27 protein-coding genes and 1 pseudogene are annotated in these 26,391 nt (G+C 64.3%); 10 read left to right on the forward strand and 18 right to left on the reverse strand.

The features are described from left to right. Positions 1–87 precede the first annotated feature (87 nt). From rplM to erpA, 3 genes are all read left to right on the forward strand, one after another. Positions 88–516: a 50S ribosomal protein L13 gene (rplM, locus tag CJU94_RS08190; RefSeq protein WP_095418259.1), complete on the forward strand. Its 429-nt coding sequence runs from the start codon at positions 88–90 to the stop codon at positions 514–516. Positions 517–527: 11 nt separating this feature from the next. Further along, a complete protein-coding gene (gene rpsI, locus CJU94_RS08195) occupies positions 528–920 on the forward strand; it encodes a 30S ribosomal protein S9 (RefSeq protein ID WP_095418260.1) in 393 nt (130 codons plus the stop codon). A gap of 281 nt (positions 921–1,201) precedes the next feature. Next, positions 1,202–1,567 carry an iron-sulfur cluster insertion protein ErpA gene (erpA, locus tag CJU94_RS08200; RefSeq protein ID WP_007180424.1) on the forward strand — a complete coding sequence of 122 codons (366 nt, stop codon included), beginning with the start codon at positions 1,202–1,204 and terminating at the stop codon, positions 1,565–1,567. A 121-nt stretch (positions 1,568–1,688) separates the two neighbouring features. Here the strand turns inward: erpA and CJU94_RS08205 are convergent, their stop codons facing one another. Next, a complete protein-coding gene (locus CJU94_RS08205; protein WP_095418261.1) occupies positions 1,689–2,819 on the reverse strand; it encodes an anhydro-N-acetylmuramic acid kinase in 1,131 nt (376 codons plus the stop codon). A gap of 206 nt (positions 2,820–3,025) precedes the next feature. Between CJU94_RS08205 and tyrS the strand changes: the two genes are divergently transcribed. From tyrS to CJU94_RS08220, 3 genes are all read left to right on the forward strand, one after another. After that, positions 3,026–4,276 (forward strand): tyrosine--tRNA ligase, encoded by a 1,251-nt coding sequence (gene tyrS, locus CJU94_RS08210; protein ID WP_095420260.1) that lies wholly within the window; start codon positions 3,026–3,028, stop codon positions 4,274–4,276. Positions 4,277–4,307: 31 nt separating this feature from the next. Next, positions 4,308–4,766: a D-aminoacyl-tRNA deacylase gene (dtd, locus tag CJU94_RS08215; RefSeq protein ID WP_095418262.1), complete on the forward strand. Its 459-nt coding sequence runs from the start codon at positions 4,308–4,310 to the stop codon at positions 4,764–4,766. 117 nt (positions 4,767–4,883) lie between these two features. After that, the gene (locus CJU94_RS08220; RefSeq protein ID WP_095418263.1) at positions 4,884–5,555 is read left to right on the forward strand and encodes a histidine phosphatase family protein; all 672 of its coding nucleotides are present in this window, start codon (positions 4,884–4,886) and stop codon (positions 5,553–5,555) included. Positions 5,556–5,640: 85 nt separating this feature from the next. Here the strand turns inward: CJU94_RS08220 and CJU94_RS08225 are convergent, their stop codons facing one another. The 4 genes from CJU94_RS08225 to ruvC all read right to left on the reverse strand — a co-directional run bounded on the left by CJU94_RS08225 (position 5,641) and on the right by ruvC (position 9,031). Then, the gene (locus CJU94_RS08225) at positions 5,641–6,582 is read right to left on the reverse strand and encodes an oxygenase MpaB family protein (RefSeq protein WP_095418264.1); all 942 of its coding nucleotides are present in this window, start codon (positions 6,580–6,582) and stop codon (positions 5,641–5,643) included. Between the two features lie 31 nt (positions 6,583–6,613). After that, complete coding sequence (gene ruvB / locus CJU94_RS08230) at positions 6,614–7,678, reverse strand: Holliday junction branch migration DNA helicase RuvB (RefSeq protein ID WP_095418265.1); 1,065 nt, start codon at positions 7,676–7,678, stop codon at positions 6,614–6,616. 119 nt (positions 7,679–7,797) lie between these two features. After that, positions 7,798–8,379, reverse strand: coding sequence for a Holliday junction branch migration protein RuvA (gene ruvA / locus CJU94_RS08235; protein WP_091799214.1), 582 nt, complete (start codon positions 8,377–8,379; stop codon positions 7,798–7,800). A 109-nt stretch (positions 8,380–8,488) separates the two neighbouring features. Continuing rightward, positions 8,489–9,031, reverse strand: a complete 543-nt coding sequence (ruvC, locus tag CJU94_RS08240; protein WP_095418266.1) for a crossover junction endodeoxyribonuclease RuvC — start codon at positions 9,029–9,031, stop codon at positions 8,489–8,491. Between the two features lie 140 nt (positions 9,032–9,171). Here ruvC and CJU94_RS08245 point away from each other — a divergent pair, with 140 nt between their 5' ends. Continuing rightward, positions 9,172–9,411 (forward strand): hypothetical protein, encoded by a 240-nt coding sequence (locus CJU94_RS08245; protein ID WP_095418267.1) that lies wholly within the window; start codon positions 9,172–9,174, stop codon positions 9,409–9,411. 216 nt (positions 9,412–9,627) lie between these two features. On the opposite strand, the gene purH is transcribed toward CJU94_RS08245, so the two are convergent. The 5 genes from purH to CJU94_RS08270 form a co-directional block, all read right to left on the reverse strand. After that, positions 9,628–11,193, reverse strand: coding sequence for a bifunctional phosphoribosylaminoimidazolecarboxamide formyltransferase/IMP cyclohydrolase (purH, locus tag CJU94_RS08250; protein ID WP_095418268.1), 1,566 nt, complete (start codon positions 11,191–11,193; stop codon positions 9,628–9,630). Positions 11,194–11,248: 55 nt separating this feature from the next. Further along, entirely contained in the window at positions 11,249–11,482 is a 234-nt protein-coding gene (locus CJU94_RS08255) for a Fis family transcriptional regulator (protein ID WP_007180440.1), read from the reverse strand. Next, the gene (gene dusB, locus CJU94_RS08260; protein ID WP_095418269.1) at positions 11,479–12,537 is read right to left on the reverse strand and encodes a tRNA dihydrouridine synthase DusB; all 1,059 of its coding nucleotides are present in this window, start codon (positions 12,535–12,537) and stop codon (positions 11,479–11,481) included. The genes CJU94_RS08255 and dusB overlap by 4 nt, the downstream gene beginning before the upstream one ends. Positions 12,538–12,763: 226 nt before the next feature. After that, positions 12,764–14,107, reverse strand: a complete 1,344-nt coding sequence (locus tag CJU94_RS08265; RefSeq protein ID WP_095418270.1) for a UbiH/UbiF/VisC/COQ6 family ubiquinone biosynthesis hydroxylase — start codon at positions 14,105–14,107, stop codon at positions 12,764–12,766. Between the two features lie 14 nt (positions 14,108–14,121). Further along, positions 14,122–15,531 (reverse strand): aminopeptidase P N-terminal domain-containing protein, encoded by a 1,410-nt coding sequence (locus tag CJU94_RS08270; RefSeq protein ID WP_095420261.1) that lies wholly within the window; start codon positions 15,529–15,531, stop codon positions 14,122–14,124. Positions 15,532–15,734: 203 nt separating this feature from the next. Here CJU94_RS08270 and CJU94_RS08275 point away from each other — a divergent pair, with 203 nt between their 5' ends. Beyond that, positions 15,735–16,349, forward strand: coding sequence for a glutathione S-transferase C-terminal domain-containing protein (locus tag CJU94_RS08275; protein ID WP_208645353.1), 615 nt, complete (start codon positions 15,735–15,737; stop codon positions 16,347–16,349). A 9-nt stretch (positions 16,350–16,358) separates the two neighbouring features. Here CJU94_RS08275 and lnt read toward each other — a convergent pair whose 3' ends face one another. The 7 genes from lnt to CJU94_RS08310 form a co-directional block, all read right to left on the reverse strand. After that, entirely contained in the window at positions 16,359–18,089 is a 1,731-nt protein-coding gene (lnt, locus tag CJU94_RS08280) for an apolipoprotein N-acyltransferase (protein ID WP_095418272.1), read from the reverse strand. 94 nt (positions 18,090–18,183) lie between these two features. Continuing rightward, positions 18,184–19,077, reverse strand: coding sequence for an HlyC/CorC family transporter (locus CJU94_RS08285; protein ID WP_095418273.1), 894 nt, complete (start codon positions 19,075–19,077; stop codon positions 18,184–18,186). 202 nt (positions 19,078–19,279) lie between these two features. Then, positions 19,280–20,029 carry a gamma-glutamylcyclotransferase gene (locus tag CJU94_RS08290; RefSeq protein WP_095418274.1) on the reverse strand — a complete coding sequence of 250 codons (750 nt, stop codon included), beginning with the start codon at positions 20,027–20,029 and terminating at the stop codon, positions 19,280–19,282. 49 nt (positions 20,030–20,078) lie between these two features. Then, on the reverse strand, positions 20,079–20,540 hold the full coding sequence (ybeY, locus tag CJU94_RS08295) for an rRNA maturation RNase YbeY (protein ID WP_095418275.1): 462 nt from the start codon (positions 20,538–20,540) through the stop codon (positions 20,079–20,081). Positions 20,541–20,588: 48 nt separating this feature from the next. Then, entirely contained in the window at positions 20,589–21,662 is a 1,074-nt protein-coding gene (locus CJU94_RS08300; protein WP_095418276.1) for a PhoH family protein, read from the reverse strand. Between the two features lie 71 nt (positions 21,663–21,733). Next, positions 21,734–23,107: a tRNA (N6-isopentenyl adenosine(37)-C2)-methylthiotransferase MiaB gene (gene miaB / locus CJU94_RS08305; protein ID WP_095418277.1), complete on the reverse strand. Its 1,374-nt coding sequence runs from the start codon at positions 23,105–23,107 to the stop codon at positions 21,734–21,736. 162 nt (positions 23,108–23,269) lie between these two features. Further along, on the reverse strand, positions 23,270–24,253 hold the full coding sequence (locus tag CJU94_RS08310; RefSeq protein ID WP_095418278.1) for a LysR family transcriptional regulator: 984 nt from the start codon (positions 24,251–24,253) through the stop codon (positions 23,270–23,272). A 110-nt stretch (positions 24,254–24,363) separates the two neighbouring features. Between CJU94_RS08310 and CJU94_RS08315 the strand changes: the two are divergent. Further along, a pseudogene (locus CJU94_RS08315) lies at positions 24,364–24,486 on the forward strand (VOC family protein); the annotation flags it as partial. A 114-nt stretch (positions 24,487–24,600) separates the two neighbouring features. Here CJU94_RS08315 and CJU94_RS08320 read toward each other — a convergent pair. Continuing rightward, complete coding sequence (locus CJU94_RS08320) at positions 24,601–26,016, reverse strand: transposase (RefSeq protein WP_095418279.1); 1,416 nt, start codon at positions 26,014–26,016, stop codon at positions 24,601–24,603. Between the two features lie 22 nt (positions 26,017–26,038). Here CJU94_RS08320 and CJU94_RS08325 point away from each other — a divergent pair, with 22 nt between their 5' ends. After that, the gene (locus tag CJU94_RS08325) at positions 26,039–26,386 is read left to right on the forward strand and encodes a VOC family protein (protein ID WP_244220948.1); all 348 of its coding nucleotides are present in this window, start codon (positions 26,039–26,041) and stop codon (positions 26,384–26,386) included. Positions 26,387–26,391 lie beyond the last annotated feature (5 nt).

Here is a 26,391-nt window from a genome sequence, read left to right on the forward strand (position 1 = left end):
GAACCAGGGAGAGCCTGCACGCGCCTCGATGCGCACACTACAAGCAGGAAAAAACACATTGGGCGCAGCAATTTTTTTGGATCGATCATGAAGACGTTTTCCGCAAAAGCCCATGAGGTTACGCGTGAATGGTACGTGATTGACGCGACGGATAAGGTTCTCGGGCGTGTCGCCAGCGAAGTGGCACACCGTCTTCGCGGCAAGCACAAGCCTGAATTCACTCCGCACGTCGACACCGGTGATTTCATCATCGTTATCAACGCGGGTAAGTTGCGCGTCACGGGCAACAAGGCTACTGACAAGAAGTACTACCGCCACTCGGGCTACCCGGGCGGTATCTATGAAACGACATTCGGCAAGATGCAGGAACGCTTCCCGGGCCGCGCGCTCGAGAAAGCGGTCAAAGGCATGCTGCCGAAGGGCCCGCTCGGCTACGCGATGATCAAGAAGCTGAAGGTCTACGCTGACGCAACGCATCCGCATTCGGCACAACAGCCGAAAGCGCTCGAGATCTAAGGGGAGCCCACATGATCGGTAACTGGAATTACGGCACGGGCCGCCGCAAGAGCGCCGTCGCACGCGTCTTCATCAAGGCTGGCAAGGGCGACATCGTTGTGAACGGCAAGCCTATCGCCGATTACTTCTCGCGCGAAACGTCGCTGATGATCGTGCGTCAGCCGCTGGAACTCACGAACCACGCTGCTACGTTCGACATCAAGGTCAACGTGACGGGTGGCGGTGAAACGGGTCAAGCCGGTGCGGTTCGCCACGGCATCACCCGCGCGCTGATGGACTATGACGCAACGCTGAAGCCGCAACTGTCGAACGCAGGCTTCGTGACGCGTGACGCTCGTGAAGTCGAACGTAAGAAGGTCGGTTTCCACAAGGCACGTCGCCGGAAGCAATTCTCGAAGCGTTAATCGCCTCGGGTGCGAACCGGCTTTCGGGCCGGTCCGCTGCAAAAGCCGCCAACGCTTTCGCGAAGGCGGCTTTTTTTCATGGGTTCGCGGCTCGCTGCTGGAGCGGCAATTGCGGCAACGAACTCGTCGCCCAAGTGGCGATTTACCCCGCCCTATGGGGCTGGCGGCGGCAAAGCGTGGCAGCCGTTGATTTTCTGTAAGAACCCATTGACTTTGTGGGCTTCGGCACGATATCGAGATCAGCCCTACAATAGCGGTTAGAAGCTTTTTGGAGAGTTCGAATGAACGCAGTCACCGACACACCCGTGACCGAGATGCCCGCCCCCTTCGTTTTTACCGACGCAGCGGCTGACAAGGTCAAGCAACTGATCGAAGAAGAAGGCAATGCGGACCTCAAACTGCGCGTTTTCGTGCAGGGCGGCGGCTGCTCCGGCTTTCAGTACGGTTTCACGTTCGACGAAGCCGTCAACGAAGACGACACCGTCATGAACAAGAGCGGCGTTCAGCTGCTAATCGATTCGATGAGCTACCAGTATCTGGTGGGTGCTGAGATCGACTATAAGGACGATATCAACGGCGCGCAGTTCGTCATCAAGAACCCGAACGCTACGACCACCTGTGGTTGTGGTTCATCGTTCTCGGTTTGACGGCCAGTTGAGCGGCAGAATGTAAAAAAAACGGGGCTTCGGCCCCTTTTTTTATTGCCCGCGCTGCATACGACCCCGCGCGACCCCGCGCGACCCCGCGCGGCCTCGGGCGGCGGCGCGCTCAGCGCGGATAGATCGCTCCGAGCACGCGGTCGGCGGAGGCACCCGTTACTGCCGCCAGATTGCCCGGGCGACGCGCTACGCAACGCATCGCGAGCCACGCGAACGCCAATGGCTCGACCTGGCTCGGTGGCACGCCGAGCGCGTCGGTCGTCATGACGGGGACGCCGCTGACACCGCTGTCCTCCAGCGCCTGCTGCAAGGCCCGCAGAATCTCCGGATTGCGCGCGCCGCCGCCGCACACGTAGACCGCTCTGGCATCCGAGGCATGGCGCTCGATTTCGCGCGCGACTGTCACCGCGGTGAGCGCAACCAGCGTCGCTTGCACGTCGGCGGGGGCGAGCGCGGCGAACGGCTGCAGCTTCGCGTCGAGCCATTGCGCATTGAAGAGGTCGCGGCCGGTGCTTTTGGGCGGCTGCTGGCTGAAAAACGGCTCGTCCAGCAACGCGTTCAGCAGCCTGCGATCCACCTGGCCGCTGGCCGCGAAATGACCGTTTTCGTCGAACGGTTTGCCGAGATGGCGCTGCGCCCATTCGTCCAGAAGCGCGTTGGCCGGCCCGCAGTCGAAGCCACGCACGCTGCCGGTCGCGTTCAGGATCGTGATATTACTGATGCCGCCAAGATTGCAGACCACCCGCGTCTCGTTTTTTGCGCCGAACACGGTGGCGTGAAAAGCCGGCACGAGTGGCGCGCCCTGGCCGCCGGCCGCCACATCGCGGCTGCGGAAATCAGCGATCACGTCGATATGCATCATTTCGGCGAGCAGCGCCGGGTTGTTGATCTGCCGCGTATAGCCCTTTTCCGGCCGATGCCGCACCGTTTGCCCGTGTACCCCGATCGCCCGCACCTCCGCGGCGGGTACGCGGCAGCCGTGCAGCAGTTCGTGGCAGCACACCGCGTAACGCGTGGCGAGCGCGTTGGCGGCCAGCGCCTCACGCTCGATCTCGTTGTCTCCGGGTTGCTGGAGCGCGAACAGCGCCTCGCGCAGGCCCGCGGCAAAGCCGACAAACGCCTCGGCCAGCACCACCGGCGGCTTCCCTTGTGCGAACCGGACGGCCACGCCATCCACGCCATCCATGCTGGTGCCGGACATCAATCCAAAGTAGACGCCGTCTGTGGGGTCTTGCGCCACGTTGCTGCTCCTCTCGATGGTTCGTTGCGATCCGTTGTAGCAGATTATCGGGCGAAGCGCGGTCGAATATAAAGCGCGGCAATGCCGGCGGCATGCCGCCTTACGCCGAAATCGTGCGTCGCCGGCCCGCATGCGGCAGCGTCAATGGGCGCGGCGGCGCGCATCTATGGGACAATCTCCTTTTTTCGCGACTTCACGTTTCCAGCATGAGCACCGAGTCCACCAAGCCCAACCCCGCTTCCGCCTTCCCGATCACCGACGAAGTCCGTCACGCGCTCGCCGTCACCAGGCGCGGTGTCGACGAACTGCTGATCGAAGACGAATTCGCGCAAAAACTCGCGAAGAGTGCGGCGACGGGCAAGCCGCTGCGTATCAAGCTCGGGCTCGATCCGACCGCGCCGGACATCCACATCGGCCACACGGTCGTGTTGAACAAGATGCGCCAGTTGCAGGATCTCGGCCACACCGTGATCTTCCTGATCGGCGATTTCACGTCGCTGATCGGCGATCCGTCGGGCCGCAACGCCACGCGTCCGCCGCTCACGCGCGAGCAGATCGAATCGAACGCCAAGACGTATTTCGATCAGGCCGCGCTCGTGCTCGACCGCGACAAGACCGAGATCCGCTACAACAGCGAATGGTCGATGCCGCTCGGCGCCGACGGCATGATCAAGCTCGCGTCGCGCTACACGGTGGCGCGGATTCTCGAACGCGAAGACTTCACCAAGCGTTTTCAGGGCGGCGTGCCGATCTCGATCCACGAGTTCCTGTACCCGCTGATGCAAGGCTACGACTCGGTCGCCCTGAATGCGGACCTCGAACTCGGCGGCACGGACCAGAAGTTCAATCTGCTGGTCGGCCGTGAGTTGCAGAAGCAGTACGGCCAGGAACAGCAGTGCATTCTGACCATGCCGCTGCTCGAAGGGCTGGACGGCGTCGAGAAGATGTCGAAGTCGAAGAACAACTACATCGGCATCAGCGAAAAGCCGACCGACATGTTCGGCAAGCTGATGAGCATTTCCGACGTGCTGATGTGGCGTTACTTCGAACTGCTGTCGTTCCGTCCGATGGAAGAAATCGCCGGCTTCAAGAAGGAAACCGAAGCAGGCCGCAATCCGCGCGATTTCAAGGTATTGCTCGGTCAGGAGATCGTGGCGCGCTTCCACTCGCAAGCCGACGCCGAACGCGCGCTCGAAGACTTCAACCATCGCGCGAAGGGCGGCGTGCCGGACGATATCCCGTCGGTGACGCTCGCGGGCGCGCCACTCGCGATCGGCCAGTTGCTCAAGCAGGCCAATCTCGTGCCGTCCACTAGCGAGGCGCTGCGCAACATCGAGCAGGGCGGCGTGAAGATCGATGGCGCGACCGTGTCCGACAAGGGCTTGAAGGTCGAAGCCGGCGAATACGTGGTGCAGGTCGGCAAGCGCCGTTTTGCACGCGTCACGTTGACGGCCTGATGAGCCGAGCATCGCTTCCGGAGTCGAGCCGATGATCGCGCTGATTCAACGCGTGCGGCGCGCGGAAGTGCGCGTGGCCGACCGTGTCACCGGCGCGATCGAGGCGGGTCTGCTCGCGCTCGTCTGCGCCGAACGCGGCGATACCGAGGCGGCGGCCGACCGGCTGCTCGCCAAGGTGCTCGGCTATCGCGTCTTCAGCGACGCGGCCGGCAAGATGAATCTCTCCGTGCAAAATCTCGACGGCGCCGGGCGCGCGGGCGGCTTGCTGCTCGTGTCGCAGTTCACGCTGGCCGCGGACACCAACAGCGGCCTGCGCCCGAGCTTTACGCCGGCCGCGCCGCCGGAAGAAGGCAAGCGCCTCTTCGATTATTTTGTCGCCGCGGCGCGGGCGAAACATCCAATCGTCGAGACCGGCGAATTCGGCGCCGACATGCAGGTGTCGCTCGTCAACGACGGGCCGGTCACGTTCTGGCTGCAGACGAACGCCTGATTTTCAGCAGTCGTTCCCGCATGCGCGCTACGGCGCGCACCACCTCCCGACCCTCCAGCCGCTTTTTGCGACAATAGCGGCTCGGCATAACCGGCCAAAGACGCCCACTTTCATCCCATGACTACGCAGATTCTGTTCATCCGGCATGGCGAGACCGACTGGAACCGCATCAAGCGCATTCAAGGTCACATCGACATTCCGCTCGCCACGACAGGCTTCGCGCAGGCGCAACGACTTGCGCGCCGCCTGGCTGATGAGGCGCAGCGGGGTGCACGGCTCGACGCGATCTATTCGAGCGACCTGCAACGCGCGCAGCAAACTGCCCAACCGGTTGCCGACGCACTCGGCTTGCCGCTGCAATTGCGCGAAGGTCTGCGCGAGCGTTCATACGGTGCCTTCCAGGGCCATGACAGCGACGAGATCGCGCTACGCTTTCCCGACGAATACGCGCACTGGCAAACTCGCGATCCGGGTTTCTCCCCGCCGGACGGTGAGTCGCAACGCGCGCTCTACCATCGCGTGCTGCACGCGATCGAACCGTTGGTCGCCGCGCATCCCGGCGGGCGGATTGCCTGCGTCGCGCACGGCGGCGTACTCGACTGCGTGCGGCGCTTCGCCTGCGGTCTGCCGCTCGATGCGCCGCGTGACTACCCGCTGCTGAACACGAGCGTGAACACGGTGGATTTCGACAATGGCAAGGCGACGATCGTGGCGTGGGCAGATGTCGCGCATCTCGATGCGCCGAGCGAGGACGATAGTTTCAAGAAGACGGCGCAGCAAGGACGTTGATCGGCGCGCGCCGGTTGGGCCGCGTGAGTTTGCGCGGGCGGCTGACTCAGATAGTGTTCGCTCGGGCGAGCCGCGTCCGGCTGCGTTATTCCGGCTCGCGGCCGCCCGCTGCCACCCGGCGGCACGCCCGCTTCGATATGCCATTCACCAGCGCCCAGCGGATCACCGGCGCGACCAGACGCACACCGGGCCTCGCCACCACACGGCGAAGCGCCGCGTAACGCTGCAAGTCCAACATTGCCTGGGCCCAATCGGGCAGAAGATCGACGCCGGCGTTGAGCATCAACACTCCGGCTGGTCGCATCGAGGCACTCGGCGCGGGCGTGCTCATCAAAATTCTCACCACTTCACGCGTGCGTTCGCTCGCGACAAGCTCAGGCCGCATCGCCAGCAAGTAAGCGTCGATCCCGGCTCGCGAGCGAGGTACGTGCGACGCGCCGAGCATTTCAGCGATGCGCGCGGTTTCCGCGAAGTACTGATCTTGCGCGGCAACGGGCAGCAGCGGATTCACATAGCGCAAGTACGCAGTCATGAAGCTCGACACTTCGGCGACATGCACCCACGTCAGCAGTGCAGGCTCGCTCGCGCGATACGGCCGGCCGTCCGGCGCAACGCCGCTGACGCCGAGATGAATGCGCTTCACGCGTTCGATCAGCGCCAGCGCGTCGTGCTGGTTGCCGTACGTCGTGCCGGAAATGAAAGTCGCGGTACGGCGCAGACGGCCGAGAATGTCGGTGCGAAACGTCGAATGGTCCCACACGCCGGCGAGCGCCAGCGGGTGCAGTGCCTGGAGCAGAAGGGCGCTGATGCCACCTGTCATCATCGACGTGAAATCGGCGTGGACCTTCCAGCAGACCGAGTCGGGACCGAACAGGCCCGGGTCGCCCGCCGGCGACGAGTAGTCGAGGGTTGGGCCGCTGCCGCTTGTCAGATGCGTGACGCCGGCGGCCAGCTTCGAGCGGAGTTTGCGGGCGAGCAACTGCGAGATACCGCTGGATGAGTTGGCCTGTCTGGTTTGGTCGGACATCCTGAATTGGTCTCGCGCTACGCGTATCGGCTCAGGTCGCGGCCGAATCCCACAGGCTGGGCAGGGCGCTCGACGAGTCGGGCGCGGCGAGGCCGAAATGCCGGTACGTGAGCAGCGTGGCGACGCGGCCGCGCGGCGTGCGCTGCAGGAAGCCCTGCTGGATCAGATACGGCTCGAGCACGTCTTCAATCGTGTCGCGCTCTTCGCCGATAGCGGCCGCCAGGTTGTCGACGCCGACCGGGCCGCCGTCGAACTTGTGCAAGATCGCTTCGAGCAGCTTGCGGTCCATCAGGTCGAAGCCGACCGCGTCCACGTCGAGCATCTTGAGCGCGGCGTCGGCCACCTGCGCGGTGATATTGCCGTCGGCCTTCACCTCGGCGAAGTCGCGCACGCGCCGCAGCAGGCGGTTCGCGATCCGCGGTGTGCCGCGCGCACGTTTGGCGATCTCGAATGCGCCGTCTGGATGGATCTGCGCATTGAGCAGCGACGCCGAACGCGTGACGATGCGCGCCAGTTCCTCGGCGTTATAAAACTCGAGCCGCGCCACGATGCCGAAGCGGTCGCGCAGCGGGTTGGTCAGCATGCCCGCGCGGGTGGTCGCGCCGACCAGCGTGAACGGCTGCAGGTCCAGCTTCACGCTGCGCGCGGCCGGTCCTTCGCCGATCATGATGTCGATCTGATAATCCTCCAACGCCGGATACAGAATTTCTTCGACGACCGGCGAGAGCCGGTGGATTTCGTCGATAAACAGCACGTCGTTGGCTTCGAGATTGGTGAGCAACGCGGCGAGGTCGCCGGCGCGTTCGAGCACCGGCCCTGACGTTTGCCGCAGATTGACGCCCATTTCCCGCGCGATGATGTGCGCGAGCGTGGTTTTGCCGAGGCCCGGCGGCCCGAACAGCAAGACGTGGTCGAGCGATTCGGAGCGGCGTTTGGCGGCCTCGATAAAGATTTCCAGCTGGCCGCGGACTTTTTCCTGCCCGACATATTCTTCGAGCTGGCGCGGGCGCAACGCGCGCTCGAACGCTTCTTCGTTCGGCGAGACGGGCGTGGCCGCGATGATGCGCTCGGCGGCGAGTTTGTCGGTTTCGATCATGCGGTCATTGTACCGCGAGCCGCCCGCCGCGAAACTCGGCCGAATGGCCAGGGTGCGCGGCTCGCAGCCGCGTGCGAAGCTTCACCCATCGGCTGCATGTCGAACACGAGGGACGAGCGTCAACCCTTGGACAGCGCCTTCAACGCCAGCTTGATGCCTTCGGAAACACCGGTGCCGGCCGGCACGTTTTTGACGGCGGCCAGCGCTTCTTTTTCGGAGTAACCCAATGCGAGCAGTGCGTTCAGGATATCGGAGGCGTGGTCGGATGCCGACGCCGCGCCCGCCATCGCGCCCAGGTCCGCGCCGATCTTGCCCTTCAGTTCGAGGAGCAGCCGCTCCGCCGTTTTCTTGCCGATGCCCGGCACACGCGTCAGGCGCGCCGCATCCTGCATCGTGACGGTCTGCGCGAGTTCGTGAACGCTCATGCCCGACAGCACCGCCAACGCCATGCGCGCGCCTATGCCGGAGATTTTCAGCAGTTCGCGGAAGGTCGAACGTTCCTCGGCGGTGCCGAAGCCGTACAGCAGGTGGGCGTCTTCGCGCACGATCATCTGCGTGAGCAACACGATGCGTTCGCCGGCCGAAGGCAGGTTGTAGAACGTGCTCATCGGCACGTCGACTTCGTAACCGACGCCGTTGCAGTCGACGAGCAGATGCGGCGGGTTTTTTTCCAGCAGAACGCCGGCAATGCGACCGATCATGGCGGATTCAATCTCGAGAGAAAGGGCGAGTGTAGCGCAGCGGGTGAGCGGCGAGTGGTCCGCGAGTCATGCGAAATGGCGGTTGATTCGCGCGGCGTTGCGTCGGCCTTTATCCGACCAGACGTCCACGCCTCACGCGCAACCCCTTCTTCGCCAGCGAAGGCGCGATGCCGCCCAACGTGCTCAGCGTCGTGCCGCCGTGCGCGTGGCAGATCGCCATGCCGAGCGCGTCGGCGGCGTCGGTGCCGGGCACGCCGGACAGATTGAGCAGGCGCACCACCATCTGCTGCATCTGTTCCTTGGTTGCGCGGCCGTAACCTACCACGGCCTGCTTCAACTGCAGAGCGGTGTATTCGGCCACCGGCACGCCGCCCGCGACCAGTCCGCAGATAGCCGCGCCGCGCGCCTGGCCGAGCAGCAAGGTGGATTGCGGGTTGACGTTGACGAACACTTTTTCGATTGCCGACTGGTCCGGCGCATGCTGGCGGATCAACGTGGAAATGCCTTCGAAGATGGTGCCGAGACGCGACGGCAGATCGGCGTCGGCGGTTTTGATGACGCCGCTCGCGACATAGCTGAGCGTGTGGCCGCTTTGGTCGATCACGCCGAAGCCGGTCACGCGCAGGCCGGGGTCGATGCCGAGAATTCTCATGAGGTGCCGCGCATGCGGTAAAAACCAGGTGCTTGCGATACTACAACACACGTGCCACGCGGCGGTCGGCGCAGGACGTTGTCAGCGGAATAAAAACTGCTGGGTGTGGTGTAAGCCGGCATGCAGGGAGGCATTCGCACATGGAGCGCTATCGGAATCTCAGCGGCGACTCGGGCGTCGAGGCGTATGAACTTGGCGACGACTTTGTCGCGGTCCGCTTCAGGCATGGGGTGGTGTATTGGTACACCGAGGCCAGCGTCGGTGAATGGCACCTTGCCGCGCTCAAGCGTCTGGCGCGGCGCGGGCAAGGGCTCAGCACTTACATCAGCCGGCACGCGGAGGTGAGCGGAGGTTACGCGAGAAAGGAAACGGACGACTGAGCGGCGCGTGAGGGGCGGTAGAAGCGCGGCACAAATGCGCCGCAAACGCGGCACGAGCCGGTGACAAACGTGGCACAAGCACATCCAGGCACGCCACAAGCGCGGCACGAAAGAAAACGGCCCGACGGAAAATCCCGCCGGGCCGTTTCTCTAAAGCTTGAACCTCACCAGCTACCCGGTTTCACGAGAAAACACGCGCCGCCGGCGAAAGCCGAATCAATGCCGGAAGTGACGCACACCCGTCAGCACCATCGCGATGTTGTGCTCATCCGCCGCGCTGACCACTTCGTCGTCGCGCATCGAGCCGCCCGGTTGGATCACGCAGGTCGCGCCTGCCGCCACCACCACGTCGAGGCCGTCGCGGAACGGGAAGAACGCGTCCGACGCCACGGCCGAACCGGCCAGCGTCAAACCGGCGTTCTGCGCCTTGATGCTGGCGATGCGCGCCGAGTCCACGCGGCTCATCTGGCCCGCGCCAACGCCGAGCGTCATGCCATTGCCGCAGAACACGATGGCGTTCGACTTCACGTACTTCGCCACGCGCCATGCAAACAGCAGATCGTCCATTTCCTTCGGCGTCGGATGACGCTTCGTGACCACGCGCAATTCGCGCGGCTGCACGTTCTTCGAATCGAGCGACTGCACCAGCAGGCCGCCGCCCACGCGCTTCAGATCGAACGCGTTATGGCCTTCGCCCAGCGCGATTTCGAGCAGACGCACGTTCTGCTTTGCCGCGAACACCTGGCGCGCTTCGGCGCTGAACGACGGGGCAATCAGCACTTCGACGAACTGCTTGGCCACGGCTTGCGCCGCCGCCTCATCCACTTCGCGGTTAAAGGCGATGATGCCGCCGAACGCGGAGGTCGGATCGGTCTGGAACGCCTTCGCGTAAGCCTCGTTGGCGTTTGCGCCGACTGCCACGCCGCACGGATTCGCATGCTTGACGATCACGCACGCCGGCACGTCGAAGGTCTTCACGCATTCCCACGCTGCGTCGGAATCCGCAATGTTGTTGTACGACAGTTCCTTGCCCTGCAACTGGTTGTAGTTCGCCAGGGCGCCGGCCGGCACCGACAGGTCGCGGTAGAACGCCGCGCTCTGGTGCGGGTTTTCGCCGTAGCGCAGGTCCTGCACCTTGTTGAACGCGAGGTTGAACGTGGCCGGGTAAGCGTTGCGCGACGAATGTTGCAACTCGTCGGTCAGGCTCGTCAGGTAGTTCGTGATCGCGCCGTCGTATTGCGCGGTGTGCGCGAACACCTTGGTGGCGAGGCGGAAGTTCGTCTTGTACGACACGGCGTTGCTGTTCGCGCGCATCTCGTCGAGCACGACCGCGTAGTCGGCCGGATCGACCACCACCGTCACGTCGCGATGGTTCTTCGCGGCCGAACGCAGCATGGTCGGGCCGCCAATGTCGATGTTCTCGATCGCGTCTTCCAGCGAGCATTCCTCTTTCGACACGGTCTGCACGAACGGGTACAGATTCACGACCAGCAGGTCGATGGTCGGAATCTCGTGCTTTTCAAGCGCCGCCATGTGTTCCGGCAGGTCGCGGCGCGCCAGAATGCCGCCGTGCACCTTCGGATGCAGCGTTTTCACGCGCCCGTCCAGCATTTCCGGGAAGCCGGTGTAATCGGCGACTTCGGTGACGGAGAGACCCGCGTCCGCGAGCAGTTTCGCGGTGCCGCCAGTCGACAGGATCTTGACGCCGAGGTCCGACAGCGATTTGGCGAAGTCGACGATGCCGGACTTGTCGGAAACGGAGATGAGCGCTTGCTTGATCATGATGAAGACGAAAAGCCGAAGGGAAACGTGGCAGGGCGCGAGAAACTACAACGCGCTACAACAAACCGTGTTGTTGCAGCTTCTTGCGCAGCGTATTGCGGTTGATGCCGAGATACTCGGCGGCCAGCGACTGATTGCCGCCGGCCTGCTCGAGCACCACTTCGAGCAGGGGTTTTTCTACGCAGGAAATCACCATATCGTAGACGTCGTGCGGATTGGAGCCGTCGAGATCCTGGAAATACATCCCCAGGCTGTCGCGGACTGATTGTTCGATATTGTTCTTGCTCATGCTGCTAGTCGGTCGGTTGGGTCCTCGCCCGTGTTGAGCGTTTCGTCGACGTAGACGAGGCGGTCGGAGATCGCCTTTTGTGCGTCGAAGAACTCGTTGACGGCGAGGAGTTGTTCGCGCGTGGTATCCAGCGTATTCATGCGATGCCGGAACACGTTGGCGCCAGAAAGGCCGCGAGTGTACCAGCCGATGTGCTTGCGCGCAGTGCGCACACCCGTAAATTCGCCGTAGAAAGCGTAGTGATCTTCGAGATGCTCGTTCATCACCTGCTGGATTTCGTCGATGCGCGGCGGCGGCAGCAATTCGCCCGTTTGCAGGAAATGCTCGATCTCGCGAAACAGCCACGGGCGCCCCTGCGCGGCGCGGCCGATCATGATGGCGTCGGCGCCGGTGGCGGCCAACACCTCGCGTGCTTTTTGCGGCGACGTAATGTCGCCGTTGGCGACCACCGGAATGCGCACCGCCGCCTTCACCGCGGCGATGGTTTCGTATTCGGCCTCGCCGTGATACAGGTCGGCGCGTGTGCGGCCATGCACGGTCAGCATCGAAATACCGGCCGCTTCGGCCAGACGCGCGACATTCAGCGCATTCTTGTTCGCGCGATCCCAGCCCGTGCGGATCTTGAGCGTGACGGGCACCGCGTCGGGCCCGACGCCCACCGCGCCGACCACCGCCTCGACAATGCGCTGTACCAGCGGCTCGTTCTGCAACAGGGCCGAGCCCGCCGCCACGTTGCACACCTTCTTGGCCGGGCAGCCCATGTTGATGTCGATGATCTGCGCGCCGTTCGCTACGTTGTAGCGGGCCGCTTCGGCCATCATGGCCGGATCGGCGCCGGCGATCTGCACGGCGATCGGCTCGACCTCGCCTGCGTGATTGGCGCGGCGCATGGTCTTCTCGCTTTTCCACAACTGCGCGTTCGAGGCGACCATTTCCGACACTGCGTAGCCCGCGCCCAGCCGCTTGCACAGCTGCCGGAACGGCCGGTCGGTCACGCCTGCCATAGGCGCGACGAACAGGTTATTACGCAGATTGTGGGAGCCGAGAGTGGGCATAACGTGGAACGCGGTGAACGCGCGCGCGGCCGATTGCTCAGTTTCTGTCAATCGGAGCACTCGCGAAATGCGAGGGAAAACCGCTATTTTAGCGTTAACGGATAGCCGGCACCCGACATGTGTCTCTCGTAACTCATTAAATCTTCTATGAAAGTACGCCGATTCATAGAACCGGCGCCGCCCGCGCGGCCTCTTGCAAGCGAAGCTTGGAGGCCGTGCGGCGCGCCTAGCGGCGTTGTCCGAACATCATTTGCCGTGCCAGCGCGGTTTTCACAGGCGGCAGGAATTCGAGCGCGGTGAGGGCGAGGCCGCGCATGATCGCGAGCGGCGCGAAGTCGACGGTGAAGAGGCGCGCGAGCGTGTCGGTGGCACCGATCGTCATGCGCCGGTCGAGCGCGCGGCGTTGCGCGAAAGTGGCTAGCGCGAGCGGCGTCGGGCCTTCCGCGGAGAGGGCGTCGGCGAGCGAGTGCGCGTCGCGCAGGCCCAAGTTTAGGCCTTGGCCCGCCACCGGGTGCAGCGTCTGCGCCGCATTACCGATCGCCACGATGTGACCGTCGACGAGCGTTTCCACCGCGTTCAGCCCCAGCGGGAACGACGCGCGCCCCTTGATGTGCGTGAAGCGGCCCATGCGGTCGCCGAAGGCGGCGCCGAGTTCACTGAGGATGGCTTCGTCGGAGAGCTGCGCGCGGCGCGCGGCTTCCTCGGGCGCGCAGCACCAGACCAGAGCGTAGTCGGCGCCGCGCACGCCGCCCATCGGCAGCAACGCGATCGGACCTTGCGAGGTGAAGCGTTCCCACGCGACGTGCGGCTGCGGCGCGGACACGGTCACCGTGCCGACGAGTGCAGTCTGGCCGTAGTCCCGCGAGCCAGGTTCGACCGCGGCTCGGCCAGCGCGCCGTGTGGCGGCTCGATTGTCGCGAGTGCCGTCGTCCGCGTGGCGGCTGGGCTGTCGCTCGGCCACATTCACGCTGGCCCCCTTGCTGGCGCGTTTAGCCGCGCCTTTACCCGGCGTCTGGTCGCCGAACAGGCCGCCTTCCGCATTCACCAGAATGCGCGTGTGCAACTGACGCGTGACGCCCGCGGTTTCGATCGGCAGCGTGACGCCGTCGAGTTCCTGCGTCGGCGCGCCGGCCGAGGTGGAGCGGAACCAGTGTACGGAGGTGGCGTGCACCGCCTCGGCGAGACCGTGGACGATCGAGCCGTAGCGCAGCACGTAGCCGAGCGCCGGCAAACCGTGCTCGCTGTGGTCGATCAGCGTGCGGCCGAAATGGCCGCGCTGCGAGACGTGGATACGCTGGATCGCGGTGGCGTCCGCGGGCCAGCGCAGCGGCTCCAGGATCATCCGGCTGCCGTGCGACACGGCGATGGCGCGCGGGTCGGCGATCGAATCTTCCGGCTCGCGGGCGTCGACGAGCGCGATCTTCAGCGAGCGCGTCGCGCTGCGGCGCGCCAGCCAGCCGGCCAGCGCCAGCCCGACCGGACCGGCGCCGACGATCGTCACGTCGAAATCGAAGGGGTGGCCGGCCGCGGCGGGCTTCAGGATCACCGTCGACTGGGAAACGTCGTTCATTCCGGGTTACTTCCTTATGACTTCCTTGTTTCGTGAGCCGCGCGGGCTTCCTGCATCAGCGCCTCGATCTCGTCGGCGGCGACGGGCACGTCGCGCGTGATCAGCTCGCAGCCGCTCGGCGTGACGATGGCGTCGTCCTCGATGCGGATGCCGATGTTCCAGTAGCGCTCGGGCACGCCTTCGGCCGGCCGGATGTAGAGGCCCGGCTCGATGGTGAGCGTCATCGAAGCCTGCAGCGTGCGCCACGGCAGCGCGCCTGCCTCGTCGCGCGGCGCGCGGCGTTCGCGATAGTCGCCGACATCGTGCACGTCCATGCCGAGCCAGTGCCCGGTGCGGTGCATATAGAACGGCGCGTAGGCGCGTTCGGCGATCACGTCGTCGACCGAGGCGAATTTTGCGCGCGCGATGATGCCGGTGTCGAGCAAGCCCTGCGACAGTACGCGCACGGCCGCCTGGTGCGGATCGTCGAAGGTGGCGCCGGCGCGGGTGGCGTCGACGGCGGCCTGCTGCGCGGCCAGCACGATGTCGTACAGCTCGCGCTGCGCCGGCGTGAAGCGGCCGCTGGCGGGAAAGGTGCGGGTGATGTCGGACGCGTAGCCGTCGAGTTCGCAGGCCGCGTCGATCAGGATCAGGTCGCCGTCCTGGGCAATCGCGTTGCCCGCCGGGTAATGCAGCACGCAGGCGTTCGCGCCCGCCGCGACGATCGACGTGTAAGCCGGCGCCTGCGCGCCGAATTTGCGGAACGTATAGAGCAGTTCGGCTTCGAGTTCATACTCGCGCACGCCGGGATGGCACGCGGCCATCGCGCGACGATGCGCGGCGGCCGAAATCTGTCCGGCGCGGCGCATGATGGCGAGTTCGTGGTCGTCCTTGACGAGCCGCATGTCGTCGAGCAGCGGGATTAGATCGTGCGCGGCAGCCGGCGCGGCGACGCCGCCGCGAGCTTGCGCCCGCACGGCGTCGAGCCAGCCGCGCACCTGTTCATCCAGTTGCGGCGAGGTGCCGAGCGCGTAATGCAGCGCTGGCTTGTCGGCGAGCAGACGCGGCAGTTGCGCATCCACTTCGCCGATGGCGAACGCCGCGTCGACACCGAAAGCCGCGCGCGCGCCGTCCGGGCCGAAGCGGAAACCTTCCCACGTCTCGCGCTCGACATTCTTCTCGCGGCAGAACAGCACGGAGGCCGGCCCGCCGGGCGCGGCGCTGGCGTCGAGCACCAGTAACGCCTCGGGTTCGGTGAAGCCGGTCAGGTAGTAGAAGTAGCTGTCGTGCCGATAGGGATAATCGGCGTCGCGGTTGCGCAGCGCCTCGGGCGCGGTGGGGACAATGGCGACGCCGCCGCCCGCCGCCCGAAGCGCGGCGAGTACGCGCTCACGGCGCGTGCGGTAGACGTCGATGGCGATGGAGGGTTCGGTCGGCTGGTTCATCGTGCGATTGTAGCGCCCATGCACGGAGTTATTTTGCGCGGGATACTGGCGCAAGTGGACGCGAAGGCGTTGGCGGCGCTGTTGCAATCCGCCCACAGCGAGTCTGCATGCGGCTCGCCAAGCGCCGCTGCGACGCGCGTGAATGCTCGCTAAAGCCAGCAACCACTTATACTTTCGCCGGATTCAGGAAAAGGCAGATGGTAATGATGAAACTCATCGGTTCGCTCGCCAGCCCCTTTGTGCGTAAAGCGCGCATTGTGCTGGCCGACAAGAAAATCGACTACGAACTAGTGCCCGAGAATGTCTGGGCGCCGGACACCAGGATTCACACGTTCAATCCGCTCGGCAAGGTGCCGTGCCTCGTGATGGAAGACGGCGAAGCCGTGTTCGACTCGCGGGTCATCTGCGAATACGTGGATACGCTCTCCCCGGTCGGCAAGCTGATCCCCCAGTCGGGGCGTGAGCGTGTCGAGGTGCGCTGCTGGGAAGCGCTCGCCGACGGCTTGCTCGACGCGGCGGTGCTGATTCGCCTCGAAGGCACGCAGCGCGCGCCGGAGCAGCGTGTGGACGCGTGGGTCGCACGCCAGCAGCGCAAGATCGACGAAGCGCTGATCGCGATGGCGCAGGGATTGGGCAGCAAGACGTGGTGCGCGGGCAATCACTACACGCTCGCCGACATCGCGGTGGGCTGCGCGCTGGGTTATCTGGATTTCCGCATGCCCGAGCTGAACTGGCGCGAACCGTATCCGAATCTGGATAAACACTTCCAGAAGCTCTCGCTGCGCCAGTCGTTCATCGACACGGTGCCCGTCAACTGAGCGGGCGCCTTATTGCCTGGCGTTTGGCTGACCGCCGTTTTGTTTATCGTTCCGCCGCCGCGTGATACCCGGCCCGAACGCAAAGCCGAACGCCAGTAACAGCAATGAAACCGCCAGCACGGTGTTGTTGCCGCTCGTGACATAGGGCGTGCTGCCCGCAGTGCCTTGCACCGTCAGGTCGAGCGAACCGATCGTGTAAGGCTGCAGGCGGCCGAGCACCTTGCCGTCGGCATCGATCGCGGCGGTCATGCCGGTGTTGGTGGCGCGCAGCATCGGGCGGCCGGTTTCCAGCGAACGCATGCGCGCGATCTGCAGATGCTGGTCGAGCGCGATCGTGTCGCCGAACCAGGCCAGGTTGGTCGAATTGACCAGCACGCCGGCGGGCGTATCGCTATCGCGAATGGTCCGCGCAATCTCTTCGCCGAAAATGTCCTCGTAACAGATGTCGACCGCGACCGGCTGGTTGTGGACCATGAACGGCTTCTGCACCGGCGCGCCACGGAAGAAGTCGCCGAGCGGAATGCTCATCAGGTTGACGAACCAGCGGAATCCCCACGGCACGAATTCGCCGAACGGCACGAGGTGGTGCTTGTCGTAGCGGTACACGTCGCGCGTGCCGGGGGTGACGCCGAACAGGCTGTTCGTGTAGTCGATCACCTGGCCTTCCGGCGTGATCGTGCCGCCGATCGCGCCGAACAGAATCGCGCTGCCCGTGGTGTCCGCAAAATTGCGCACCGCCGAGGCGAAGGGCGCCGGCAATTGCTGCGCGAGCACCGGAATGGCGGTTTCCGGCGTGACGATCAGATCGGCCGGCTTCGAGGTGATCATTTGCTGATACTGGTCGATCGCGGCGCGCATGCCGGATTCCTCGAACTTCATTTCCTGTTTGACGTTGCCTTGCAGCAGGCGCACGGTCAGCGGCGCGTTGGCCGGCACGGTCCATTGGACGAGCGGCAGCAGCAGACCGGCTGCGATCAGCGCCACAGCGATTGCGGCCGGCACGGCGACGCGCGCGGCGCCCGGTTTCGCGGCATTGCGGCTGGCGTCGCCGGTTCCGCCCGGCTTGCGCGAAGGCAGAAGCGGCAGCAGCGCCTGCACGATCAGCGCGGCCACCAGCGCGAGCATCCAGCCGACGCCGTACACGCCCGCCACCGGCGCGAAGCCGGCGAACGGACCGTCCACCTGGGCGTAACCGCTCGCGAGCCACGGAAAGCCCGTAAACACCGTGCCGCGCAACCATTCGCCGATCGCCCACGCGCTCGCGAACGCCAGCGCGCCATGCCAGGTCGGCGAGAACGGCGTGTCGTCGGCGGCCGCGCCATTGCGCGCGTGACCGGCGCAGAACGACCAGACACCGGCCGCCAGCGCCGGATAAACCGCCAGATAGAGCGAGAACAGCACCACGGCCGCGCCGGCGAGAGGCGCCGCCATGCCGCCGTAGAAATGCATGCTGACGTAGAGCCACCACACGCCGGTCAGGAAATTGCCGAAGCCGAACGCGCCGCCCGTCAGCGCCGCGCTTTTCCAGCCGGTGGTGCGCGTGAGCCAGGCGAAGAACAGCGCGAAGATCGCGAGTTCGAGCCAGCCGCCGTGCGGCGTCGGCGCGAACGAAAGCGTATTGGCCGCGCCCGCGGCGAGCGCGACGAGGTAATGCCAGCGGGGCAGCGTGCGGCCGCGAACTGGCTCGGCGGCAGAAGCGCTCACGCCTCGGCGCGAACGGGAAGTGATCGGGTCGGCCATTGTTGCGCGGTCGGCGTGAAAGGTTGAACAGCGGGTTGAAGAGCGGCTTGAACAGCGAGTCGGAGAAGTGCAGCGAGAACCGGCCGGAGCCGGATCAGGTCTGCACGTGCTGCGCTTCGCGCTCGCGCTGGCCGGCGAGCGGATCGCGGCGCACCAGCAGCATATGAATCTGGCGGGCGTCGCCGCGCAGAATCTCGAAGATCAGATCGTCGAGGCGGACTTTTTCGCCGCGATGCGGCACCCGTCCGAAGTGATGCGTGACGAGTCCGCCGATCGTGTCGACTTCGTCGTCCGGGTAGTGGGTGCCGAAGGCCTCGTTGAACTGTTCGATTTCGGTCAGCGCGCGCACGCGGAAGCGTCCGTCCGGCGAGGCGATGATATTGCCGCTTTCCTCGTCGAAATCGTATTCGTCTTCAATATCGCCGACGATCTGTTCCAGCACGTCTTCGATCGTGATCAGGCCGGCCACGCCGCCGTATTCGTCGACCACCACCGCGAGGTGGTTGCGATTCACGCGGAAGTCGTGCAGCAGCACGTTCAGACGCTTCGACTCGGGAATGAACACGGCGGGGCGCAGCATGCCGCGCACGTCGAACTCTTCTTCGGCGTAGTAGCGCAGCAGGTCTTTGGCGAGCAGCACGCCGATGATGTTGTCGCGGTTGCCCTCGAAGACCGGATAGCGCGAGTGCGCTTTTTCCAGCACGTAAGGAATGAATTCGGCGGGATTGTCCGCGATGTTGATCGCGTCCATTTGCGCACGCGGCACCATGATGTCGCGCGCGCTGAGTTCGGACACCTGGAATACGCCTTCGATCATCGACAGCGAGTCGGCGTCGATCAGGTTGCGCTCGTGCGCGTCCTGCAGAATTTCCAGAAGTTCGGCGCGCGAGTCGGGCTCGGGCGAGATGAAGTCGGTCAGACGCTCGAGCAGCGAGCGCTTTTCCTGCGGTTTGTCGGTATGGCGTCGACTGGGATACGTGTCGTTCATGGTAGTGCGCCCGGCAAGACTGGGCGCGCTGTTGCAGAGCATTAAGGATACACCAGGCACATGGCAGGACCGTGTCCTGCCGGGCTGGGCGATGAGTGAAGCTGGGGTGAAACGGCGTCGCCGTGAGAGGCGGGCGTGGGTCAATCCTAACTGATAACGCGCGGAAAAGCGTTTCCAGGAAAAAAAGCGCCGTTCGTGACGATTATTCCTGGCCGCTCTTGAGGTCCGTTTTGACGTCCGCTTTGACGTTCTCCTTCGCGCCCACTTTCCGGCCCGCCTTCAGGCCCGCTTCGCGGCTTTCCTCGCGGCACCGTTCGAGCAGCGCTTCGAGCGCGCGGTCCGGCATGCCGCTTTCACGCAGCGCATGCACGGTGCGGCTGACGTAATCGAGCGTGGTGCCGTAGCGCCCGCTGGCACAGCCGAACACGGTTTTGACGACATCGTCGTGCAACTTGCCGGTGTAGCTCGGCACGTCGCGGCGCATCACGAACGCCAGCGCGTCGACGCGGCGGCCGTCGGCGAGCACGCACGGCAGCCACGCCGGCCGGTACGAGCCCATGGCCATTTCGCGGCGCCAGAGCGCTTCGAGATGCGGCATCGAGCCTTCGGCCGCGAGCCGGAACGCGATGCCGGTGCACGAACCGCCGCGATCGAGCGCGAGCACGAGGCCGGGCTGCTCGGGCGTGCCGCGATTCACGCGCGACCATAGATAGAGGCCACGATGGTAGCCGTGAACTCGCGATCGGGTTGCTTCGACGGTGGGCAGGCCGGGGTTCCAGATCAGCGACCCATAGCCGAACAGCCAGAGATCGCTCTGGCGGTCCCAGTCGCGCAGCGTGCAGTCGAGCGATGCGCGCAATTCCTCGTCCGTCAGCAGCCGCGATTCGCCGAGCACCGGTGGGTAGTCCGGGCAGGGCGTTCGGGTGTCTGCTTCAGGGGATGAGGTGCTCACGATGGGTTTTGAACGGGGTGGACGTTAGCGGCTCGGCTGCGATCGCCGCCTACTGGTACGGATCGGGAAACCCGAGCTTGGCGAGGATTTCCGTTTCGATCGCTTCCATTTCCTCGGCTTCTTCCTCGACTTCGTGGTCGTAGCCCTGGGCGTGGAGTGTGCCGTGCACGAGCAGATGCGCGTAGTGCGCGACGAGCGGCTTGCCCTGCTCGGCGGCTTCTTTTTCGACCACCGGGCAGCACAGGATCAGGTCGCCCGTCACCGGATCGTCTTCGGATTCGGCGTAGGCAAAGGTCAGCACGTTGGTCGAATAATCCTTGCCGCGATAGGTGCGGTTCAGCGTGCGGCCTTCTTCGGCATCGACGAACCGCACCGTCAATTCACCGTCCGCGAAGAGCGCCGCCTTGATCCAGCCGGCCACGGTGGCGCGCGAAAGCAGCGCCTTGTGTTCCGGCCAGGCCTTGGCGGCGGGGAATTGCAGATTCAACGTCAGTTTCGGGGCGCGGCTCATGCGGTTTCGTCGTGTTGCGTCTTTTACGTTGGTTGCGGCTGCGGGCGCTTAGCGTGAATCCGCCGGACTGGCGGTTTTCTGCGAATGCGCATCGTACGCCTCCACAATTCGCGCGACCAGCGGATGCCGCACCACGTCAGCGCTCGTAAAGCGCGTGAGCGCGATGCCGCGCACGTCGGCCAGCACCTGCTGCGCTTCGATCAGCCCGCTCTTGTGGCCGCGCGGCAAGTCGACCTGGGTCGTGTCGCCGGTGACCACCGCCTTCGAGCCGAAGCCGATCCGCGTGAGGAACATCTTCATCTGTTCGGGCGTGGTGTTCTGCGCCTCGTCGAGGATGATGAACGCGTGGTTCAGCGTGCGGCCGCGCATGTACGCGAGCGGCGCGATTTCGATCATCTGCCGCTCGAACATCTTGGCGGTCTTGTCGAAGCCGAGCAGATCGTACAGCGCGTCGTACAAAGGACGCAGATACGGATCGACCTTTTGCGCCAGATCGCCCGGCAGGAAGCCGAGGCGCTCGCCCGCTTCCACAGCCGGACGCGTCAGCACGATGCGTTTGACCTGATCGCGCTCCAGCGCGTCCACCGCGCAGGCCACCGCCAGATAGGTCTTGCCGGTGCCGGCCGGGCCGATGCCGAAGGTCACGTCGTGCGAGATGATCTGCTTCAGATACTCGCGCTGCGCCGGCGTGCGGCCGCGCAGATCCGCGCGCCGCGTGTACAGCTTCGGGCCGAGTTCTTCGACGTCGTCGTCCACGGCGTCGGCGGGCTGGTCGAACGGATGATCCGGATTGCCCGGGAAACGCGGGTCTATCGCTTCCGTGCCGTGTCCGTTGCCGTTCGCGCGATGCCGCGCGGGCTGACGGACTTCAACGAGCGCAAGCTGGATGTCGTCGACCGACAGCGGCTTCTGTGAGTTGTCGTAGAACTTTTCGAGCGCGGTGAGCGCGAGTTTCGCGCCGCGTCCACGAATCGTAATGCGGTGGCCACGGCGTTGCAGCGTCACGTCGAGCGCCTGCTCGATCTGGCGCAGATTTTCGTCGAGCGGGCCGCAGAGGTTGGCGAGCCGCGCGTTGTCTTCACGCGGTGCGGTGAATTCCAGATGCTGCTGAGTGGTCTTCAAGGCGGTGGTTCGATCCTGTCGGTTTCGATACGCGGGTTGCTTCGCGGATTTGCGTCGCGGGTTGGCGTCGCTCAGTGGGTCGTGGCCGGTGCGTCGTCATGCACCAGCACGAGCTCGCCACGTAGCGAATGTGGGTACGCTTTGACGATTTTCACGTCCACCATCTGGCCGATCAGCCGTGCGTGCGACGCGACCGGCGCCGGGAAATTCACCACCCGGTTGTTCTCGGTGCGGCCCGCGAGTTCGTTCGGGTCCTTGCGCGCCGGGCGCTCGACCAGAATGCGCTCGATCTTGCCGACCATCGAATCGCTAATGCGCTGCACGTTTTCCTCGATGGTGGCCTGCAAATGCTGCAGACGCTTGAGCTTCACCTCACGCGGCGTGTCGTCGTGCAGATTCGCGGCCGGCGTGCCGGGGCGCGGGCTGTAGATGAACGAGAAGCTGGTGTCGTACTTCATCTCGTGCACGAGCGCCATCATCTTGTCGAAGTCTTCTTCCGTCTCACCGGGGAAGCCGACGATCATATCGGTGGAGAGCGACAGGTCGGGGCGGATCGCGCGCAGCTTGCGGATCACCGACTTGTATTCGAGCACCGTGTAGCCGCGCTTCATGGCCATCAGAATGCGGTCCGAGCCGTGCTGCACCGGCAGATGCAGGTGGCTGACGAGCTTCGGCACCTTCGCGTAGGTGTCGATCAGGCGCTGCGTGAATTCTTTCGGATGCGACGTGGTGTAGCGAATCCGTTCAATACCGGGAATATCCGCGACGTATTCGATCAGCGTGGCGAAGTCGGCGATTTCCGACGAATCGAGCGTGAGACCGGCGCGGTAAGCGTTCACGTTCTGGCCGAGCAGCGTGACTTCACGCACGCCCTGATCGGCGAGACCGGCGATTTCGGTCAGCACGTCGTCGAGCGGGCGCGACACTTCTTCGCCGCGCGTGTACGGCACGACGCAGTAGCTGCAGTACTTGCTGCAGCCTTCCATGATCGACACGAACGCGCTCGGTCCGTCCACACGCGCAGGCGGCAGGTGATCGAATTTTTCGATTTCCGGGAACGAGATGTCCACTTGCGCGCGGCCGCTTTCGCGGCGCTTGTCGATCATTTGCGGCAGACGGTGCAGCGTTTGCGGGCCGAACACCAGATCGACATAGGGTGCGCGCGCAACGATCGTCGCGCCTTCCTGGCTCGCCACGCAGCCGCCCACGCCGATAATCAGATTCGGATTCGCTTCTTTCAGTTCGCGCACGCGGCCGAGGTCGGAGAAAACTTTTTCCTGGGCCTTTTCGCGCACCGAGCACGTATTGAACAGAATGACGTCCGCGTCTTCCGGCGTGTCGGTCTTGACGAGTCCTTCAGCCGCGCCGAGTACGTCGACCATCTTGTCGGAGTCGTACTCGTTCATCTGGCAGCCAAAGGTCTTTACATAAACTTTCTTGGTCATCGAATTTCGCCGGTCGCAGTGGTTAACCTGGGGGCGTCGTTTAAAGGTGAAGAGGGGCGAAACGTGCGAGCGGGCCGTGTGGCGACGGTTTGGCCACGCTTTTGGCCGCGCTTTTGGCCATTACCGGGCGGGTTTCGGGCACGTTTGCAGCGTAGCTCAATATTATAGCCCTTCGCGCGATGCGCTTTCCGCCGCCGCCTTGCCGCCCGGCGGCTGCGGCGGCAGGCCCAGCAGCCCTTCCAGTTCGTCCGACACGCGCGCGAAACGCTCACTCAGGAAATCCAGCAATACGCGCACGCGCGGCGCCATGAAGCGGTTGCGATGGTAGAGCGCGTGCAGTGGCGCATCCGGATAACGCCATTGCGGCAGCAGGATTTTCAGGCCGTCGGCGCGCAGGTCCGCTTCCACGTCCCACATCGACTTGATCACGATGCCGTAACCGCGCAGCGCCCATTCGCGGGCGACCGCGCCGTCGTTGGTCTCGCGGGCGGTTTCGAACGGCACGGTGTAGTGCTGCACCTCGTCGCCGCGCGTGAAGCGCCACTCGTTCACCGGCCCGGAGGCGGTGCCGAGCACGATGCAGTCGAAATTCGCCAGGTCGTGCGGATCCTTCGGCTCGCCCTTACGCGCGATGTAATCCGGCGACGCGCACAGCACGCGCCGGTTCGGCGCCAGCTTGCGGGCCACCAGCGAGCTGTCCTGCGGCACGCCGAAGCGGATTGCCAGATCGATATCCTCCTGCACCAGATTCGACAGCGAGTCCGAGAGCGTCAGCGCGAAGGTCACCTCAGGATAGAGCGCGTTGAATTCGTCGAGCCAGTGCATCAGCAGATTGCGGCCGAAGTCCGAGGTCGCCGACACCCGCACCTTGCCGCGCACGACGCCCTGGCCGGCTTGCAGGGCGGCTTCGGCGTCGTCGAGCGATTGCAGCGCCTGACGGCAACAATTCAGGTACAGGCGGCCCTCGTCGGTGAGCCTGAGCTGACGGGTGGTGCGCTCGAACAGCCGCGCTTTGAGGCCGGCTTCCAGCTTGGCGAGGCGCGCGCTGGCGGCGGCCGGCGTCAGGCCCATTTTGCGGCCCGCCGCCGAGAGGCTGCCTTGCTGCGCCGCTTCAACGAACAGGCGGATGTCACCGAGGTTGTCCATGGCCGAGTCTTTCAAAGCAGATTTGATAATGCTTCAAATGCTACGCCAATTATCAAATCGACGCGTGTCCTCGACAATGCCAGCATCGAATTCCTGATGCCGCCCACGCCATGCAACTCGATCACGCGACGATCGTCACCGCCGACCTCGATTCCGCCCGACGTTTTTTCGTCGATGTCGCCGGACTGACCGAGGGCGCGCGTCCGCGGTTCTCGATTAACGGCTATTGGCTGATTCTGTTGAAAAAGTCGTGTTTTGGTTTGGGTCCCGGGCTTCGGCAGTAAGTTTCGAGTTGGGGAGTTCAGCGAGGCGGCGGTCTTGCAACGTGCGACGCCCCCCGTTTCTCGTCATGTAGCTGCCTGGTTTGCCTGCTTACCTTCAGGCGTGAGCCACTTGGCCATTCTTCGCAGATTTTGCGCAGTTGCTGCCATCAGAAACTCATCATGGGCACCGCTTGGACCACGCAGTCGCAAGCGATCAAGTTTGAGAATGCGCTTGAGGTGAGCGAAGAGCATTTCCACCTTCTTTCGCTGCCGGCGCGACTGTTTGTATTCGGGGGTTGCCGCGATGCGTCGAGCCTCATCGCGGGCGGCTTCATGGATGCTGCGCGTGATTTTGCGAAACGACATATTCGGGCAGCATTGATTCTTAATCGAACATCGGTTGCAGTTCTTTTCGCTCGATCGATACACGATAGTGTCGGCTTTCGTGATGTGCGTGCGTGGATTCTTCAGTGGACGCCAGTCGCAGCGCAGCGCGTTCCCTGCAGGACATCGATACTCGTTGGCCTCTTCATCCCAGATGAATTCGCTACGAGAGAATGTATTGTCCTTGCGCTCTGTTTTATCCCAGACTGAAACGTGCGGCTCAATTTGTTTCTCTTCAACCATCCAGCCAAGCAGTGCTGCTGTGCCGTATGCGGTGTCACCTACCAGTCGGCGAGGCTTCAGGTCCCGTTGGTGTTGAACACGATCGATCATTGTCCTGGTTGATTCGACCTCTTGTGACCGGTTCGCCGGCGTCGCTTCAACATCCACAATGATCCCTGCCTGCAGATCGATCAGGTAATTCGTCGAGTAGGCAAAGAACGCAGGACCGCCCGGAGCGGCCGTCCATCGTGCAGCAGGATCAGTCAGGGATATCTTCTTTGGAGGTGCCGAAGACGATGCTGGCTCGGACGTATCTGCGGCCACCGGATTGGCTTGCTCCAGTGCCTCAAGATATTCCCGCACAGCGCGGCTCTGGCCGTCGGCACGTCCCCAGTCGATAGGCTCGGTTCCCGGCACTCCGCGAGCAGGACTCGCGTCCGCCTTGATGATGCTTGCGTCAATGGCGAATCCCTCGCCCTTGACGAGGCCCTCGGCCATGCAACGACTCAGCACAGATTCGAATACGTGGCGCAACAGGTCGCTATCGCGAAAGCGACCGTGACGGTTCTTTGAGAACGTCGAGTGTTCCGGTACGGCGTCTTCCAGACCCAGGCGGCAGAACCACCGGTATGCGAGGTTCAGATGCACCTCTTCGCATAGACGTCGCTCGGACCGGATGCCAAAGCAGTAACCCACGATCAACATGCGAATCATGAGCTCCGGGTCAATCGATGGCCGACCCATCGGGCTGTAGAACGGCGCGAGGTGTCGGCGCAGATCTCGCAGATCAAGGAAGCGATCGATGCCTCTCAACAGGTGCGATTGCGGGACGTGGTTATCGAGGTTGAACGAGTAGAAGAGCTTGTCCTGTCCGCTATCCAGTCGACCCATCATGACGATTCGCTCCCGTCGTTTGATGTCTTCCAGGATACCCAACATTCCGCATCGCCGCCGACTTTTTCAACAGAATCGGCTGTACGCGAACGGCCGCCCGCTGATTCATCTGATCGACGCGACGGCGCCCGCGGCGGCCGGCAGGACGGCGCCGCGCATCGATCACATCGCGTTCCGGATGGAGAGCGCCGCCGAGTGGCAGGCGCTGCTTGGCCGCCTGCACGCGCACGGTGCCGACTATCAGGCCGCGCGCGTGCCGGCGATGGGCCCGCAGGAGGCTCAGGCGCAACTGTTCGTCGCGCTCGCGCCGGGCGTCGTCGTCGAATTCGTGACGGCGCTGCACCTCGTTCAACCCTCAATGCTGGAGTAGAAGCG

This window comes from Paraburkholderia aromaticivorans, assembly GCF_002278075.1.
Classification (GTDB): Bacteria; Pseudomonadota; Gammaproteobacteria; order Burkholderiales; family Burkholderiaceae; genus Paraburkholderia; species Paraburkholderia aromaticivorans.

Excerpts from the sequence above, each read along its gene's own strand:
- rplM (WP_095418259.1), top strand. The coding sequence starts at position 88 with ATGAAGACGTTTTCCGCAAAAGCCCATGAGGTTACGCGTGAATGGTAC.
- rpsI (WP_095418260.1), top strand. The coding sequence starts at position 528 with ATGATCGGTAACTGGAATTACGGCACGGGCCGCCGCAAGAGCGCCGTC.
- erpA (WP_007180424.1), top strand. The coding sequence starts at position 1,202 with ATGAACGCAGTCACCGACACACCCGTGACCGAGATGCCCGCCCCCTTC.
- tyrS (WP_095420260.1), top strand. The coding sequence starts at position 3,026 with ATGAGCACCGAGTCCACCAAGCCCAACCCCGCTTCCGCCTTCCCGATC.
- dtd (WP_095418262.1), top strand. The coding sequence starts at position 4,308 with ATGATCGCGCTGATTCAACGCGTGCGGCGCGCGGAAGTGCGCGTGGCC.
- CJU94_RS08220 (WP_095418263.1), top strand. The coding sequence starts at position 4,884 with ATGACTACGCAGATTCTGTTCATCCGGCATGGCGAGACCGACTGGAAC.
- CJU94_RS08225 (WP_095418264.1), bottom strand. The coding sequence starts at position 6,582 with ATGTCCGACCAAACCAGACAGGCCAACTCATCCAGCGGTATCTCGCAG.
- ruvB (WP_095418265.1), bottom strand. The coding sequence starts at position 7,678 with ATGATCGAAACCGACAAACTCGCCGCCGAGCGCATCATCGCGGCCACG.
- ruvA (WP_091799214.1), bottom strand. The coding sequence starts at position 8,379 with ATGATCGGTCGCATTGCCGGCGTTCTGCTGGAAAAAAACCCGCCGCAT.
- ruvC (WP_095418266.1), bottom strand. The coding sequence starts at position 9,031 with ATGAGAATTCTCGGCATCGACCCCGGCCTGCGCGTGACCGGCTTCGGC.
- CJU94_RS08245 (WP_095418267.1), top strand. The coding sequence starts at position 9,172 with ATGGAGCGCTATCGGAATCTCAGCGGCGACTCGGGCGTCGAGGCGTAT.
- purH (WP_095418268.1), bottom strand. The coding sequence starts at position 11,193 with ATGATCAAGCAAGCGCTCATCTCCGTTTCCGACAAGTCCGGCATCGTC.
- CJU94_RS08255 (WP_007180440.1), bottom strand. The coding sequence starts at position 11,482 with ATGAGCAAGAACAATATCGAACAATCAGTCCGCGACAGCCTGGGGATG.
- dusB (WP_095418269.1), bottom strand. The coding sequence starts at position 12,537 with ATGCCCACTCTCGGCTCCCACAATCTGCGTAATAACCTGTTCGTCGCG.
- CJU94_RS08265 (WP_095418270.1), bottom strand. The coding sequence starts at position 14,107 with ATGAACGACGTTTCCCAGTCGACGGTGATCCTGAAGCCCGCCGCGGCC.
- CJU94_RS08270 (WP_095420261.1), bottom strand. The coding sequence starts at position 15,531 with ATGAACCAGCCGACCGAACCCTCCATCGCCATCGACGTCTACCGCACG.
- CJU94_RS08275 (WP_208645353.1), top strand. The coding sequence starts at position 15,735 with ATGATGAAACTCATCGGTTCGCTCGCCAGCCCCTTTGTGCGTAAAGCG.
- lnt (WP_095418272.1), bottom strand. The coding sequence starts at position 18,089 with ATGGCCGACCCGATCACTTCCCGTTCGCGCCGAGGCGTGAGCGCTTCT.
- CJU94_RS08285 (WP_095418273.1), bottom strand. The coding sequence starts at position 19,077 with ATGAACGACACGTATCCCAGTCGACGCCATACCGACAAACCGCAGGAA.
- ybeY (WP_095418275.1), bottom strand. The coding sequence starts at position 20,540 with ATGAGCCGCGCCCCGAAACTGACGTTGAATCTGCAATTCCCCGCCGCC.
- miaB (WP_095418277.1), bottom strand. The coding sequence starts at position 23,107 with ATGACCAAGAAAGTTTATGTAAAGACCTTTGGCTGCCAGATGAACGAG.
- CJU94_RS08310 (WP_095418278.1), bottom strand. The coding sequence starts at position 24,253 with ATGGACAACCTCGGTGACATCCGCCTGTTCGTTGAAGCGGCGCAGCAA.
- CJU94_RS08320 (WP_095418279.1), bottom strand. The coding sequence starts at position 26,016 with ATGATGGGTCGACTGGATAGCGGACAGGACAAGCTCTTCTACTCGTTC.
- CJU94_RS08325 (WP_244220948.1), top strand. The coding sequence starts at position 26,039 with ATGTCTTCCAGGATACCCAACATTCCGCATCGCCGCCGACTTTTTCAA.